This window comes from Streptomyces calvus, from assembly GCF_006782915.1.
Lineage (GTDB): Bacteria > Actinomycetota > Actinomycetes > Streptomycetales > Streptomycetaceae > Streptomyces > Streptomyces calvus.
On the sequence record NZ_VCNP01000010.1, the window covers coordinates 205,063 to 219,970 of the forward strand.

Annotated in this window: 12 protein-coding genes and 1 pseudogene; 3 read left to right on the top strand and 10 right to left on the bottom strand. The window is 70.5% G+C overall.

All coding sequences use genetic code 11. The features are described 5' to 3' along the window. Positions 1-13: 13 nt before the first annotated feature. Positions 14-1,822: a gamma-glutamyltransferase gene (gene ggt, locus FGW31_RS05170; protein WP_142192140.1), complete on the bottom strand. Its 1,809-nt coding sequence runs from the start codon at positions 1,820-1,822 to the stop codon at positions 14-16. Between the two features lie 151 nt (positions 1,823-1,973). Here ggt and FGW31_RS05175 point away from each other — a divergent pair, with 151 nt between their 5' ends. Then, positions 1,974-2,729: a hypothetical protein gene (locus FGW31_RS05175; RefSeq protein WP_142192141.1), complete on the top strand. Its 756-nt coding sequence runs from the start codon at positions 1,974-1,976 to the stop codon at positions 2,727-2,729. A 263-nt stretch (positions 2,730-2,992) separates the two neighbouring features. On the opposite strand, the gene FGW31_RS05180 is transcribed toward FGW31_RS05175, so the two are convergent. From FGW31_RS05180 to FGW31_RS05215, 8 genes and pseudogenes are all read right to left on the bottom strand, one after another. After that, complete coding sequence (locus FGW31_RS05180) at positions 2,993-3,736, bottom strand: amino acid ABC transporter ATP-binding protein (protein WP_142192142.1); 744 nt, start codon at positions 3,734-3,736, stop codon at positions 2,993-2,995. A 127-nt stretch (positions 3,737-3,863) separates the two neighbouring features. Then, positions 3,864-4,271, bottom strand: coding sequence for a DUF6278 family protein (locus FGW31_RS05185; RefSeq protein ID WP_142192143.1), 408 nt, complete (start codon positions 4,269-4,271; stop codon positions 3,864-3,866). Between the two features lie 76 nt (positions 4,272-4,347). Continuing rightward, on the bottom strand, positions 4,348-5,127 hold the full coding sequence (locus tag FGW31_RS05190) for an exodeoxyribonuclease III (RefSeq protein WP_142192144.1): 780 nt from the start codon (positions 5,125-5,127) through the stop codon (positions 4,348-4,350). 52 nt (positions 5,128-5,179) lie between these two features. Then, complete coding sequence (locus FGW31_RS05195; RefSeq protein WP_142192145.1) at positions 5,180-5,815, bottom strand: MBL fold metallo-hydrolase; 636 nt, start codon at positions 5,813-5,815, stop codon at positions 5,180-5,182. Between the two features lie 49 nt (positions 5,816-5,864). Then, a complete protein-coding gene (gene pcaDC / locus FGW31_RS05200) occupies positions 5,865-7,160 on the bottom strand; it encodes a bifunctional 3-oxoadipate enol-lactonase/4-carboxymuconolactone decarboxylase PcaDC (RefSeq protein WP_142192146.1) in 1,296 nt (431 codons plus the stop codon). A 277-nt stretch (positions 7,161-7,437) separates the two neighbouring features. Beyond that, complete coding sequence (locus tag FGW31_RS35490; protein WP_233452396.1) at positions 7,438-7,881, bottom strand: site-specific integrase; 444 nt, start codon at positions 7,879-7,881, stop codon at positions 7,438-7,440. A gap of 272 nt (positions 7,882-8,153) precedes the next feature. After that, a pseudogene (locus FGW31_RS35495) lies at positions 8,154-8,351 on the bottom strand (SDR family NAD(P)-dependent oxidoreductase); the annotation flags it as partial. A 373-nt stretch (positions 8,352-8,724) separates the two neighbouring features. After that, on the bottom strand, positions 8,725-10,371 hold the full coding sequence (locus tag FGW31_RS05215; RefSeq protein WP_142192148.1) for a glycoside hydrolase family 27 protein: 1,647 nt from the start codon (positions 10,369-10,371) through the stop codon (positions 8,725-8,727). A gap of 344 nt (positions 10,372-10,715) precedes the next feature. Here FGW31_RS05215 and FGW31_RS05220 point away from each other — a divergent pair, with 344 nt between their 5' ends. Next, positions 10,716-12,326, top strand: coding sequence for a glycoside hydrolase family 43 protein (locus tag FGW31_RS05220; RefSeq protein ID WP_142192149.1), 1,611 nt, complete (start codon positions 10,716-10,718; stop codon positions 12,324-12,326). A 305-nt stretch (positions 12,327-12,631) separates the two neighbouring features. On the opposite strand, the gene FGW31_RS05225 is transcribed toward FGW31_RS05220, so the two are convergent. Then, positions 12,632-13,645 (bottom strand): LacI family DNA-binding transcriptional regulator, encoded by a 1,014-nt coding sequence (locus FGW31_RS05225; protein ID WP_182674469.1) that lies wholly within the window; start codon positions 13,643-13,645, stop codon positions 12,632-12,634. 207 nt (positions 13,646-13,852) lie between these two features. Between FGW31_RS05225 and FGW31_RS05230 the strand changes: the two genes are divergently transcribed. Continuing rightward, positions 13,853-14,818, top strand: a complete 966-nt coding sequence (locus tag FGW31_RS05230) for a glycoside hydrolase family 6 protein (protein WP_142192150.1) — start codon at positions 13,853-13,855, stop codon at positions 14,816-14,818. The last annotated feature ends 90 nt before the right edge of the window (positions 14,819-14,908 follow it).

The window sequence follows — 14,908 nt, forward strand, 5'->3', positions numbered from 1 at the left end:
CCCCTGCGCGTGTCTAGCGGGCCGGGTGGACGACCATGGCCGAGCCGCCGCCCCGGCGGACCTTCTCGGCCGCCGCGAGCCACTTGCCGCCCGACAGTTTCTGGACGGCGGTGGTGGCGCCGATCTCCGGGTTCTGCCGGAAGGAGTGCCCGATGGCTTCCAGGCTCCGCCGCAACTCGCTGTCGTACAGGCCGGGTTCGAGTTCCGTCTGGGCCGTGTTGCGCTGGCTGGCGCGCGGTGCGGCGATCGCGTCGACCAGCGGCAGTCCCCGGTCGAGGAAGCCGGTCAGGGTCTGCAGCACGGTGGTGATGATGGTCGAGCCGCCGGGTGAGCCGAGCGCCACCACGGGCTGGTCGTGGCGGTCGAGCACGATGGTCGGCGACATGGACGACCGCGGCCGCTTGCCGGGGCCCGGCAGGTTCGGGTCGTGCACGGCCGGGTTGGCCGGGGCGAAGGAGAAGTCCGTCAGCTCGTTGTTGAGCAGGAAACCGCGGCCGGGCACGGTGATGCCGCTGCCGCCGGTCTGCTCGATGGTGAGGGTGTAGGCGACGACGTTGCCCCACCGGTCGGCGGTGGTGAGGTGCGTGGTGCTCTCGCCCTCGTACGTGGTCGGGGCGGCCGTGCCGCCGCTCGCGCACGGTTCGGGGTCGCGCGGGTCTCCGGGCGCGAGCGGGCTGGTGAGGACGGCGTCGTCCTTGATGAGGCATTCCCGCGCGTCGGCGAACCGCTGGGAGAGCAGTTCCTTCGTCGGTACGTCCTCGAAGGCGGGGTCGCCGACCCAGCGGCCCCGGTCCGCGAAGGCGATGCGGCTGGCCTCGATGAAGCGGTGCAGGTACCGGACGTCGCTCGCGTCGGAGAGGTCGGTGCGCTCCAGGATGTTGAGGGCCTCGCCGACCGTGGTGCCGCCGGAGGAGGACGGTGCCATGGAGTAGACGTCCAGGCCGCGGTACGAGGTCTTCGTGGGCGGCTGGGACTTGGTGCGGTAGGCGGCCAGGTCATGGGTGGACAGGTCGCCGGGGCGGGCGTTCCACCCGGAATCCGGGTCCACGGGCGGCTTGTTGACCGTGTTCACGATGTCCCGGGCGAGATCGCCGCGGTACAGGGCGTCCACGCCCTTGCGGCGCAACTCGGCGTAGGTGCGGGCCAGGTCGGGATTCTTGAAGGTGGAGCCGACGACGGGGAGTTCACCGCCCGGCAGGAACAGCTCGGCGGTGTCGGGGAAGTAGCGGAAGCGGGTCTCGTTGGCGGCGGTCTGCGCGCGGAAGGTGTCGTCGACGGTGAAGCCGTCGCGGGCGAGGCGTTCGGCGGGTTCCAGGACGGAGCCCAGGCTTCTGCTGCCCCATGCGTCGAGGACCCGCTGCCAGGTGGCGGGTGTTCCGGGCGTGCCGACGCTCAGGCCGCTGCTGACGGCTTCGGCGAACGGGATCGGCTCGCCGTTCTCCAGGAAGAGACCGGAGTCGGCGGTGAGCGGGGCGGTCTCGCGGCCGTCGATGGTGTGCACGGTGCGGGACCGGGCGTCGTAGTAGACGAAGTAGCCGCCTCCGCCGATGCCGGCGGAGTAGGGCTCGGTGACGCCGAGGGCGGCGGCGGTGGCGACGGCCGCGTCGACGGCGTTGCCGCCCTTCCTCAGGACCTCGATGCCGACGGCGGAGGCGTCGGGGTCGACGCTGGAGACGGCGCCGCCGTGGCCGACGGCCTCCGGGACCTTGGCCGTGTGCGGGGCGGGCCGGTCGAGTGCGCCGGGCGGCGCGGCCGCCGCCACCGACACCACGGCGGCACCGACCGCCAGGACTGCGAGACTCCGTACGACAGGGCGACGCATCCGCACCTCCAGTAAAGGGACGTCCGCGCAGCTTAGTTCGTGGCCATGCTCCCGTCAGCGAGGCCGCCGGGGCGCGCCGCCGCCGTCACCGGGTCGGCCGCGACCTGCGCGTCGAACACGGGTTTGCGTGGGCCCGCTAGCATGCGCGCCCATGAATGACGACGTGCGCAACATCGTTCTGGGCGTGGTGGCCGCGGGCATCAGTGCCGCACTGGGCTGGCTCGCCCGTACCTACCTGTGGAAGCGCAAGCTCCGGCGCAAGCAGGCGTTCTTCGGGCTGCCGGACAACTCCGAGTCGCTGCTCGTCGTCAACCGCGATCCGGCGACGGCGGAACCGGCGGTGCACCGCTTCGACGTGTTCGCGCTGCTGGAGTTGTCCGCGCTCATCAAGGATTGCGGGGCGCACGTCCAGGTGGTGACCCAGGACACGGCGCACCAGGGGTTCGGTGAGCGGACGGAGTTCTGTGTCGGCGGTCCCGGGTCGAACCGGCGGATGGTGGCCCACATGTCGGCGATGCTGCCGGGGGTGCGGGTCAACATCGATCCGGAGCCGGGCCCGGACCGTGGCGCCTTCCAGATCGGCGGCGAGCCCTACCGCATGGACCCGGGCGTCACCGAGTACGTGCTGCTGGCCCGGCTGACCGTCGGTGAACGGCGCGACACGCGGCCGGTGTTCCTGTTCTGCGGTCAGCGCGCGATCACCAACCAGGCCGCCACCCGCTATCTGGCCCGCCATCACGAGCGGCTGGCCCGCAAGTACGGCTCCCACTCCTTCGTGCTGCTGCTGAAGGTCGTCAACTCGCAGGCGTACGGCCCCGATGTGGTGGAACTGGTCGCGGACGTCACCAGGGCCGCGCAGACCCCGCTGCCGGCTCCGGCGTCGCGCGCCACCCACCGGGCGAGCTGACGTCCGCCCGCATCAGGCGCAACCCGTCCGGCGCGCAGCTGACCTTCTCCTCACGGCGGACGACCCGTGGTACGGGTCCCTTCCGCTGCGCGAGCAGTGATCTCCGGCTGCCGCCGGACGGGACTGGCCGATGTGAACCGCCACCCTCACGGGCGGGCCCCTCCCGGCGGTGGCGTCCCCGCTCCTGACGCGAAGTCCCCTCCGGGAGGAAGGAAACATCCTAGTCGAGGTCCGGTGGGACGGGACGGGGGGCGTCACCCCGCTCAGTGCTTGAGGATCTTCGACAGGAAGTCCCTGGCCCGGTCGCTGCTCGGGTTGCCGAAGAACTCGTCGGGGGCGCGGTCCTCGACGATGCGGCCGTCGGCCATGAAGACCACACGGTGGGCGGCCGAGCGGGCGAAGCCCATCTCGTGCGTGACCACGACCATCGTCATGCCCTCGGCGGCCAGTTGCCGCATGACCTCCAGGACCTCGTTGATCATCTCCGGGTCGAGTGCGGAGGTCGGTTCGTCGAACAGCATCGCCTTGGGGTCCATCGCCAGCGCCCGTGCGATCGCGACGCGCTGCTGCTGGCCGCCGGAGAGCTGCGCCGGGTACTTGTCCGCCTGGTCGGCGACGCCGACGCGGTCGAGGAGTGCGCGGGAGCGCCGGTCGGCGTCCTCCTTCCGTCGCCCGCGGACCTTGACCTGGCCCAGTGAGACGTTCTGCAGCACGGTCTTGTGCGCGAAGAGGTTGAACGACTGGAAGACCATGCCGACATCGGCGCGCAGGCGGGCCAGTGCCTTGCCCTCGTCCGGCAGCGGTTGCCCGTCGAGCACGATCGTCCCGGACTGGACGGGCTCCAGCCGGTTGACGGCCCGGCACAGGGTCGATTTCCCCGATCCCGAGGGGCCGATGACGACGACCACCTCTCCCCTGCCCACGGTGAGGTCGATGTCCCGAAGGACATGCAGGTCCCCGAAGTACTTGTTGACGTTGCGCAACTCGATCAGCGGTTCGACGGCCATACCCACCCCTACTCAACTCTCCGCCGTGTGGTGGTTGCCGCAAGGTATCCAGGCAAGATCACCAGAAGGATGCGACACGCACTTTTCGGGCATTAGCCGTATTTACGTCGGTGCGTGGGCCCTGGCCTCACGCCTCCGCGACCTCCGCGTACAGCTGCGACAGCTCGGGCACGCCGTTGGCCGCCCACTGATGTCCCGCGTCCACGACGTCGAACTCCCGCCCGGAGGCGAGCCGTACCACCGGCTGCCCGTCGGCACGGATCTCCCAGGCGGCCCCCGGCACGGTGCGCACGATGACGGTGCCGAGGTACAGCCCCGCGTCGTTGCCCAGCCAGGCCGACGTCTCCTCGTCGTCCCGCCAGCCCGGCACCAGTTGGTCCAGCGCCTCCAACGAGGCCGGGGAGTCGTCCAGTCGGACACCCTCGCGGTACGCCTGGGAGCGCAACAGCTCGCACTCGGCCAGGAGTTCCGCGATGCCCTCCGGGTCGGGAACCCCGGCCTTCCCGCGCCGGTTGCCCAGGAAAGGGATGTTCATACCTCCAGCCTGTCATTCGTACCGGTCCTGCGCACCACAGGCGCGCGGGGCCGGACGCGGGCAGGCCGGGCGGCGACTACACGTCCAGGTCGACCACGACCGGCGCGTGGTCCGAGGCGCCCTTGCCCTTGCGCTCCTCACGGTCGACGTAGGAGTCGGTGACCGCCTTCGCGAAGGGCTCGTTGCCGTAGACCAGGTCGATGCGCATGCCGCGGTTCTTGGGGAAGCAGAGCTGGCGGTAGTCCCAGTAGGTGAACGGGTGCTCGTACTTCAGCGGGCGCGGCACGACATCGGTCAGGCCGGCCCCGCGCAGGGAGGCGAGCGCCGCCCGCTCGGCGGGGGTGACGTGGGTGGAGCCCTCGAAGGCGGCCGGGTCGTGGACGTCGTCGTCGGTCGGCGCCACGTTGTAGTCGCCGAGGACCGCGAACGGGCGGCTGCCCGCCGCGTCACCGGCCACGGCGGCGCGCAGCGCCTCGAACCACTGGAGCTTGTACGCGTAGTGCGGGTGGTCCACCTCGCGGCCGTTCGGCACGTACACCGACCAGACACGGACCGGGCCGCAGGTCGCGGAGATCGCGCGGGGCTCCACCGAGCCGTCGTAGCCGGGATCGCCGGGCAGGCCCTTGACAACGTCCTCCAGGCCGACGCGGGAGAGCACCGCCACCCCGTTCCACCGGCCGGTGGCGTGCACCGCGGACTCGTAGCCCAGCTCGCGCAGCTGCTCCGCCGGGAACTGGTCCTCGGCGACCTTGGCCTCCTGAAGGCAGAGCACGTCCGTGCCGCTGCTCTCCAGCCAGGCCAGGAGCCTCGGCAGGCGGGCGGTGATCGAGTTCACGTTCCAGGTCGCGATGCGCATGTCCCACAACCTACCCGGCACCTGTGACAACGCTCGACCGCCGGCCTGCCGCTCACAGCTCCGCGGAACCGCCCGGCGCGAGCCGCAGGTGTTCCGCGCCGCCGAGGGCGCCGATCTGCCGGTCGTAGACCGGGCGGGCGAGGTCGGTGAGCAGCGCGTCGTGGATGTCGTAGGCGCGCCGCGGCCGCACCTCGCGGACGTAGTCGATGACCTCGGAGATCTTGTTCCAGGGGGCCATGACGGGCAGCATCAGCGTCTCGACCGGGTGGTCGGGGACGGTGAGCGCGTCACCGGGGTGGAAGAGCTTCCCGCCGTCGACGAGGTAGCCGACGTTGGTGACGCGCGGGATGTCCGGGTGGATCACCGCGTGCAGCTCGCCGTGCACCTGCACGTCGAAGCCCGCGGCGGTGAAGGTGTCGCCGTGGCCGACGGTGTGCACCCGGCCCGGGAACGCCGCCGAGATCTGCTCCGCGACCGACTTCAGCGTCCAGATCTCGACGGCCGGGTCGGCCTCCAGAGCGGCCCGCAGCCGGCCCTCGTCGAAGTGGTCGGGGTGCTCGTGCGTGACCAGGACGGCGTCCGCGCCGAGTGCCGCGTCCTCCTCGCTGAACGCTCCGGGGTCGAGGACGAGGACCCGTCCGTCCTTCTCCAGGCGGACACAGGAGTGCGACTTCTTCGTGAGCTTCATGAGTCCATCCTGCCTCCCGTGCCCGCCCCGGCGCGGAACGGCCCGGGGCTCACTCCTGGGGCGTGGTCTCCTCCAGCACGACCTGCTGGGCCACCTTGAAGGCGCGGTTCGCCGCGGGGACTCCGCAGTAGACGGCGGCCTGGAGCAGCACCTCCTTGATCTCGTCGGGGTTGAGACCGTTACGCAGGGCGGCCCGGGTGTGCACGGCGAGCTCGTCCAGATGACCACCGGCGACGAGAGCGGTGAGGGTGACGCAGCTGCGGGTGCGCCGGTCCAGTCCGGGCCGGTCCCAGACCTCGCCCCAGGCGTAGCGGGTGAGGAGCTCCTGGAAGTCGCCGGCGAAGTCGTCCGTACCGGCCAGCACCCGGTCGACGTGCGCGTCGCCCAGGACCTCCCGGCGGACCTTGAGCCCGGCGTCGTACGGGTCGGGTCGGCCCTGCGGCTGCGGCGGCACGACGGGCGGGGCGATCTCGGCGACGGCGACCGGCTGCGGCGGTGCGGCGGCCGGCGCGGGCCGCACCAGCGCCGCGGGCAGCGCGGTGTGCCCGGTGGTGTCGAAGCCGGGCTGCCAGGCGGTGGAGAAGTGCCGCACCAGCAGGTCGGTGACGGCGGCGGGCTGCTCCACCGGCACCAGGTGGGAGGCGCCGGGTACGACGGCGAGCCGGGCGTCCGGGATCCCGGCGACCAGGGTGCGCGCCTCGGCCGGTCCGGTGACCTGGTCCTCGGAGCCGACCAGCACCAGGGTCGGCACGCCTACGCTGGCGAGCTCGGCCCGCACGTCGAACGAGGCGAGCGCCTCGCAGGCGGCGATGTAGCAGCCCGGGTCGGTGGTGCGCACCATCTGCACGGCCCACTCGGTGATCGCGGGCTGGGCGGCGGCGAAACCGCCGGTGAACCAGCGCTCCGGCGCGGACCGCGCGATCGGGTCGAGCCCGTTCGTACGCACGATGACGCCGCGCTGGCGGAACTCGTCCGCCGTGCCGAAGCGGGGCGAGGCGGCGATCAGCGCGAGGGACGCCAGCCGCTCGGGGTGGCGCAGGGCCAGCTCGATGCCAACGGCGCCGCCGAGCGCGCAACCCGCGTAACCGAAGCGCTGCACGCCCAGGCCGTCGAGGGTGGCGAGCAGACGCGTGGTGAGGTCGGCGACGGAGCCCGCGGGGTGGGCGGGGGCGCCTCCGTGTCCCGGCAGATCGAACCGGAACACGCGCCACTGCTTCGTCAGCTCGGGGACCTGCCGGTCCCACATGTGCCAGGTGGTGCCGAGGGACGGCCCCAGGATCAGAACGGGGAGGTGTTCCGGCCCGTCAAAGCGGTATTGCAGCGTTTCGATCTTGGCTTCGGTCACGGGTCCACACCTTCATCTGTCATGTCAGTCACACGCCCCCTGCGAGACCGCCCCATGCCTCCGCCGCTGGAAGCAGGTCCGCCACGTCCGGCTTCACGTACCACTTCTTCGTCGTCTTCACGGTGGTGTGCCCGGCCCACCTGGCGAGCAGGTGATCCGCCACCCCGTGGTTGGCCGGGTACGTGAGGCAAGACGCCCGAGCATCGTACAGACGGACCCTGCGAAGGCCGTTTGCGTCCATCATTTCGTAGGCCCGCGTTCGGAGCTGCCGACCGTTTCAGCGCGCCCCGAGTTCGTCCACGAGCACATACCCGCCGCCCTCGTACCCCTCGCCCGCCGCCAGGCGTTCCACTGCCTGCGTGGCGCGGAACGTCTTCAGCGCCTCCCGTACGAGGCTCGGGAGCGGCAGCACACGCTCCCCTGCCATGCTCTTCGTGTCCTTCTCCACCACCGTGCGGTTGCCCATCATGGTTCGCGTGTTGGCGATGCCGAGCGTGGCCGCGTCCAGGTCGATCTCCGACCACCGCAGACCGCAGACCTCCGCCGGACGGAGTCCCATCAGGGACAACAGCAGCGGTGCCAACAGGCGGTCACTCTTCGTCGGAACGACGAAGGCACCCACCTCCGAGGCGTTCCATGGCTGGACGACCTCCTTGGTCTTCCGCTCCGCTTTGCGGGCCTTCAGCGGAATGTGCACCTCGCTGGCTACGTTGACGGTCACCAGACCGCGTGTGACAGCGCGGTTCAGGGCGTCTTTCAGTCTGGCCAGGCTCATGTCAACCGAGGTGACCCCGAGACCCGTTCCCGCCTTCCCGCCCCGCACACGGCCTCCCTGGAGCGCCCAGCGCATCCACGCCATCACGTGGTCCTCCGTGAGATCCTGCAGCCGGACCTGCCCGAGCTTCCCGCGTACACGATCCAGCGTCACCCGATAGTTGTAGACCGTGGTCGGCTCCAGGTCGAGCTGGTCGATGAAGCCCGCATACGCTCCGGTCTGAATCCCCCGGGGCTGACGGCGTTTACTCGCACGCCTCGTGGGGCCAGTTCGTTCGCGAGACCCTTGCTGTACGTACGCAGGGCACCCTTCGCTGACGGGTACGGCAACGTCGCGTCGTGCAACGGCATCTGATGCCGAATCGACGTGACGTGGACAACTACTCCTGATCCCGCCTCCACCGTCGCCGGCAGCAGAAGTGACCCCTCAGGTCCCGGCACCTTGCATCAGGAGTGCGGTTGGAGCGCTACGCCGACGGTCGCGGGCTGCTCGACGACGCACTGCCTCACCGCGTCGGGAACCACGGTGACGGGCACGACGTCCTGAGCCGGGACCGTGCCCGCCCGGAGATCTCCCGGGCGGACACGGCGCTCAGCCGCAGGCGGTGCCGTGCAGGGTGCAGGTACCGGCGGGAGGGGGTGCCGGTGTGGGTGGCCGGCCTGGAAGCCGATGTACCGACGCCCGGGGTCCCGCCGGAGCCGAGGGCGGCCGTGCCGGCGGACGCGGCAGCCGTGCGGGAGGCCGTGGCCGGGGTGTTGTCGCTCCGGCCATGACCCGGTGCCGTGTCGCTCAGGCGCGGGTCCACTTCTGGTTGGTCTGGCCGTTGCAGGTCCACAGCACCAGCGGGGTCCCGTTGGCGGTGCCGGCCCCGTTGGCGTCGAGGCACAGTCCGGAGTGGACGTTGCGGATCGAGCCGTCGGAGCCGACGGTCCACTTCTGGTTGTTCTGGCCGTTGCAGGGCCAGGTGATGACACGGGTGCCGTTGGTGGTGCCCTGGTCGTAGGCGTCCAGGCACTTGTCGCCGTAGACGCGGAGCTCGCCGCCCGCCCATGTGGTCCACAACTGGTTGGCGGCCGTGTGGCAGTCCCACAGCAGAGTCGCGGCGCCGGCGGCCGTGGAGGCGTTGTCCACGTCCACGCAGCGGCCGGAGGCGTTGCCCCGCAGGCGTGAGGTGGTGGCGGCCAGCGGGCTGCCGCCACTCACCCGGTACGCGGCGACGCCGTGCGCGGGGACGCTCGCCGAGATCTGCCCGGACGTGCTCGACGTGCCGCCGGTCCACAGGTCGGTGAGGGTGAACGGTCCTCCGCTCAGGCCGATCTGGGCGGCCGTCGTGGTGACCGTCGCTGCGCTCCCGCCCCGGTTGAACAGCCCCACCGCGACCGAACCGTCCGCCAGGGGCTTGGCGAACACCTCGATGTTGCCGTCGTCGCGCACCCTGCGTCCGCCCGCGCCCTGGGAGTCCTGGTTCACCGCCAGCAGGCGCGGGTTGCGCAGAATCGCGCTGACGTCGGCGGACATCGTGCGGATGTCGTTGCCGGCCATCAGCGGGGCACTCATCAGCGCCCACAGAGCGAAGTGGGAGCGGGACTCGGTCAGCGTCAGGCCGGGGCGGCCGACGACCAGCATGTCGGGGTCGTTCCAGTGCCCCGGGCCGGACTGTGCGGCCAGCGGCGCATTGACGTCCAGGACGTTGCCGACGCCCATCGGGTAGCTGTTGGTGTTGCCGTTCTGCCAGATGTCGAGCAGGTCCTCGGTCGTCCGCCACAGGTCGGCGACCTCGCCCCAGTTGTACGTGGACCCCGTGATGGCGTGGAAGCTGTTGGGGTTGATGCTGTAGACGATCGGCCGACCGGTGGCGCGCAGGGCATCACGCATCAGCTTGAACCGCGCGACCTGCTCGTCACGCGTGCCGCTCGAGGAACACCAGTCGTACTTGAGGTAGTCGACCCCCCATGTGGCGAACGTGGCGGCGTCCTGGACCTCGTGGCCCCTGCTGCCCGTTGAGCCCGGGTAAGTGCCCACGGTCTGCGCGCAGGTGCGTTCGCCCGGCACCTGGTAGATGCCGAACTTCAGGCCCTTGCTGTGGATGTAGTCCCCGAGGGCCTTCATCCCGCTCGGGAACTTCGTCGGGTTGGCCCGCAGGTTGCCCTGCGCGTCACGCTGCGGGTCGAACCAGCAGTCGTCGACCACCACGTACCGGTAGCCGGCGTCCCGCATGCCCGAGGACACCATCGCGTCGGCGGCCTGGCGGACCTGGGCCTCGGTGATTCCGCACCCGAAGCTGTTCCAGCTGTTCCACCCCAGCGGTGGGGTGAGCGCCGGACTGCCCGGCGCGGCCGTGGCGGTGGACTGCGCTGAGGCCGTCACGGACGCGGTCACCGTCAGCACGGCGGCCGCGAGGAGGCGGAACAGTCGTCCGCCTGATCGTCTGGGCACCCGGGACTCCTTCGGCAGGAAAAGAGAGGAGAGGAGAAGTTCGAAATTTCGATTGGCGTTCGGAAACTTCAGATGCCCCACGGATACTAGAGAGGCGACCGGTCATGTCAACACCTCCTGGAGGAACGGGATTTGTCGCCTGATCAGTAGGAGAGCAAGGCCGAGGCGCACCGACTCCGCACCAGCCGCCTCGAACATTTCGAAGCGGCACACGACTTGTGCGAGAAGGGTTGACGGAGTGCGCCAACCTCCTATCATCCAGAACGCTCGACAAGTCGCACCACGTTCGATATTTCGAATGCGACAGAGCCACTCCGACCGATGAACTTGAGGTGAACACCTCCATGGATCTGTCATGGTCGCATCAACCCCTCACTCGTCGCCGCACGCTCGCGGCCGCCACCGGCCTGGCCGCCGGCGCCCTCCTCCCCCCTGGGCCCGCCCTCGCGACCGCGGCGCAGTACACGAACCCGGTGATCTGGCAGGACTTCGCGGACATCGACATCATTCGCGTCGGCGACACCTACTACGCCTCGGCCTCGACGATGCACTACTCGCCGGGCGCGCCCGTTCTGCGGTCGTACGACCTGGTGAACTGGGAGATCGCCGGCCATTCGGTACCCGTCCTCGACTTCGGCGCCAAGTACGACCTGAACGGCGCCCGCGGCTATGTCAGAGGAATCTGGGCATCGTCACTGGCCTACCGGCCCAGCAACAGGACCTTCTACTGGCTCGGCCAGATCGACTTCGCCCGGACGTACCTCTACACCGCCACCGCGGTGGAGGGGCCGTGGAACAGGCTGACGACGATCAGCACCCCCTACTACGACGCCGGCCTGCTCGTTGACACCGACGACACCCTCTACGTGGCGTACGGCAACACCACCATCAGCGTGGCCCAGCTCTCGCCCGACGGCCGCAACCAGGTCCGTACGCAGGAGGTGTTCAGGACACCGTCCAGCGTCGGCACCTTGGAGGGCGCCCGGTTCTACAAGATCAACGGGCAGTACTACATCTTCCTGACCCGCCCCGCGAACGGCCAGTACATCCTCAGGTCCTCGAGCGGTCCCTTCGGCCCGTACACGATGCGGCAGGTCCTCCTCGACCTGCGCGGACCGATCCCCGGCGGCGGAGTACCCCACCAGGGCGGGCTGGTGCGGACGCAGAGCGGCGCCTGGTACTACATGGCCTTCGTCGACGCCTACCCCGGCGGCCGTATGCCCGCCCTGGCACCGGTCACCTGGACCGCGGACGGCTGGCCCGTCGTACAGCTCGTCAACGGCGCGTGGGGCACCACGTATCCCAGTCCGGCCGTGCCCACTCCGCCCCGCCAGGTCACCCCGATGACCGGCGTCGACACCTTCGACGGTACGACCTTGAAACCGAGATGGGAGTGGAACCACAACCCCGACAACACCAAGTGGTCGGTCGGCGACGGCCTGACGCTGCGGACCGCGACCGTCACCCACGACCTCTACTGGGCCCGCAACACCCTCACGCACCGCATCCAGGGCCCCACCTCCACCGCCACGGTCCAGCTCGACCACTCCGCGATGCGGGACGGCGACCGGGCCGGGCTCGCGCTGCTGCGTGACTCCTCCGCCTGGATCGGCCTCAAGCGCGACGGCGGTGCGACACGGGTGGTGATGGTCACCGGGCTGATCATGGACAGCAACTGGAACACCACCGGCACCGGCACCGAGATCGCGAGCGCGCCCGTCTCCGGCAGCCGCATCTGGCTGCGCGCGAACCCGGACATCCGCCCTGGCGCACCGCGCCCCGGAACCTTCTCCTACAGCACCGACGGCATCACGTTCACCCGTCTCGGACCCGCCTTCTCCATGGGCAACGACTGGCGGTTCTTCATGGGATACCGGTTCGCCCTCTTCAACCACGCCACTCAGGCCCTCGGCGGAGCGGTCCGCGTCACGCGGTTCGAGGTGTCCACACCCTGAACCGATCCATCGACCGCACCGCCCGGCCCCCGCCCCGACCAGGAGAACCATGAGCCCGCTGAAACAGCTCGGTCCTCGCCGGGCATCCGTCCTGAGCGTGCCGTCCCGCGACCGTCCTGATGAACCCGGTACCGCGACCGGCATCGGCAGAGGAAGGGGCGGGCTGCAACGAGGACAGAGGCCATCGGATCGCACGGCAGGTGCTGCTTCCGCTGCTGGACCTCGAACACCCTGGCCGGCTCCCTGGACGCCCGCTCCGGGAGCAACCCGTTCGTACGGGCCCGCCCCTCCCGCACAGTGAGGAGTCAGGCGCTGGCCCGCACGGTCAGGCGGGTGGGGAGGACCAGCGGGGTGGGGTCCTGCCCGTTGACGAGCGCGACGAGCATGCGCGCCATCTCCCGTCCGAGAGCCTCGATGGGCTGATGGACGGTGGTGAGCGGCGGATCGGCGACCTGGGCGACCGTCAGGTCGTCGAAGCCGACCACGGCGACGTCGGCGGGCACCCGCCGACCGGCCTCCCGCACGGTGCGCAGCGCTCCCGCCGCCATGTTGTCGTTGGCGGCGAACACTGCGTCCACGTCCGGGTGTTCCGCCAGCAGCGCGGCCATGGCGGCGGCTCCGCTGCGCTCGGTGAAGTCCCCCTGCAGCGGCGGGAACGGATCGAGACCGGCGCCCAGCACGGCGTCCCGGTAGCCGCGGTACCGGGCGCGCCCGGCCTCGGTGTCCAGACGCCCGCAGATCACGGCCACGCGCCTCCGGCCGAGTGAGACCAGATGCTCGGTCGCCTCGCGCGCTCCGCCGACGTTGTCCACGTCCACGTACCACCGGGGAGCCGGACCGACCGGGCGCCCGCCGAACACTACGGGCAGCTGCGCCTCGTCGGCCATCCGGATCAGCGGATCGTCCTCGCGCAGCGCCATCAGCATCACACCGTCCGCGCCCCTGCACCGCAGGAGTTCCTCGACCCGTTTGCGACCCCGGTCGGAAGCGGCCAGACACAGCATCAGATGCAGGTCCGCCTCGTCCAGGGCGGCCGACGCCCCCACGATCACCCGGGCGAAGAACGGATCGGCGAAGATCGACGGATCCTCTCCCGAGACGACCAGGGCCGCCGCTCCCGTCTGACGGGTGGCCAGCGCGCGGGCGGTCGGATTGGGTACGTAACCGAGTTGCCGCACGGCCCGTTCGACGGCCTCGCGCTTGGCGCGGCTGACGTGCGGTGCGTTGTTGAGGGCGCGGGAGGCCACGGAGCGTGAAACACCGGCGCGTTCGGCCACCTCATCGAGCGTCGGATGCCGACGCGGCGCTGCTTCTGCCATGGCTCGTGAGTCTTTCACAGGCGGGGAGCGCTCACGACGCAGGACATGGGACCGCTTCCAGTGCACTGGCCCGCAGGACCTGCACCATGCTGTGAAAGTGAACGACGCGCTGGCTATTGACACCCCAATCACCCACCCAGACGATTGGGACCGCTTCCAGTGGGAGCGCTCCCAAAGCGCACCTCCTTCTGAAACCGAGGTACTGTCTTGAGCCGCAGACTCCGCACCCTGATGGCAGCGCTCTGTGCTCTGCCGCTGGCGTTCGCCGCCGCACCCCCCGCCCACGCGGCCGACCCCACCACCATGACCAACGGGTTCTACGTGGACCCCGACTCGAGCGCGAGGCGGTGGGCGGCCGCCAATCCCGGCGACGGCCGGGCCGCCGCGATCAACGCCTCCATCGCCAACACGCCGATGGCCCGCTGGTTCGGCTCCTGGAGCGGCACCATCGGCACCGCGACAGGTGCCTACGCCGGAGCGGCGGACGCCCGGGACAAGCTGCCCATCCTCGTCGCCTACAACATCTACCACCGCGACTACTGCGGCGGGCACTCCGCCGGCGGAGCCGCCTCGCCGTCCGCCTACGCCGACTGGATAGCTCAGTTCGCCGGAGGCATCGCGGCTCGCCCGGCCGTCGTCATCCTCGAACCGGACTCCCTCGGAGACTACGGCTGCATGACCCAGGCCCAGATCGACGAACGCGAGGCCATGCTCACCGGCGCCCTCGCCGAGTTCAACCGCCAAGCCCCCAACACCTGGGTCTACATGGACGCCGGCAACCCGCGCTGGGCCGACGCGGCGACCATGGCCCGGCGCCTCCACGAAGCCGGCCTCCGACAGGCCCACGGCTTCTCGCTCAACGTCTCCAACTACATCACCACCGCCGAGAACACCGCCTACGGCAACGCCGTCAACAACGAACTGGCCGCCCGCTACGGCTACACCAAGCCGTTCGTCGTGGACACCAGCCGCAACGGCAACGGCTCCGACGGCCAGTGGTGCAACCCCTCCGGCCGCCGCATCGGCACGCCCACCCGGACGGGCGGAGGCGCCGAGATGCTCCTGTGGATCAAGACGCCGGGCGAGTCCGACGGCAACTGCGGTGTCGGAACCGGCTCCACGGCCGGCCAGTTCCTGCCCGAGGTCGCCTACAAGATGATCTACGGCTACTGATCCGGGACTCCCGCCGCCCGCACAGGCGACCGGCAGTCCGCCGGGGCGGCGGGCACTCCCCCGACCGTCTCACCGACCTGCAGGCGTCCG

Excerpts from the sequence above, each read along its gene's own strand:
- ggt (WP_142192140.1), bottom strand. The coding sequence starts at position 1,822 with ATGCGTCGCCCTGTCGTACGGAGTCTCGCAGTCCTGGCGGTCGGTGCC.
- FGW31_RS05175 (WP_142192141.1), top strand. The coding sequence starts at position 1,974 with ATGAATGACGACGTGCGCAACATCGTTCTGGGCGTGGTGGCCGCGGGC.
- FGW31_RS05180 (WP_142192142.1), bottom strand. The coding sequence starts at position 3,736 with ATGGCCGTCGAACCGCTGATCGAGTTGCGCAACGTCAACAAGTACTTC.
- FGW31_RS05185 (WP_142192143.1), bottom strand. The coding sequence starts at position 4,271 with ATGAACATCCCTTTCCTGGGCAACCGGCGCGGGAAGGCCGGGGTTCCC.
- FGW31_RS05190 (WP_142192144.1), bottom strand. The coding sequence starts at position 5,127 with ATGCGCATCGCGACCTGGAACGTGAACTCGATCACCGCCCGCCTGCCG.
- FGW31_RS05195 (WP_142192145.1), bottom strand. The coding sequence starts at position 5,815 with ATGAAGCTCACGAAGAAGTCGCACTCCTGTGTCCGCCTGGAGAAGGAC.
- FGW31_RS05220 (WP_142192149.1), top strand. The coding sequence starts at position 10,716 with ATGGATCTGTCATGGTCGCATCAACCCCTCACTCGTCGCCGCACGCTC.
- FGW31_RS05225 (WP_182674469.1), bottom strand. The coding sequence starts at position 13,645 with ATGGCAGAAGCAGCGCCGCGTCGGCATCCGACGCTCGATGAGGTGGCC.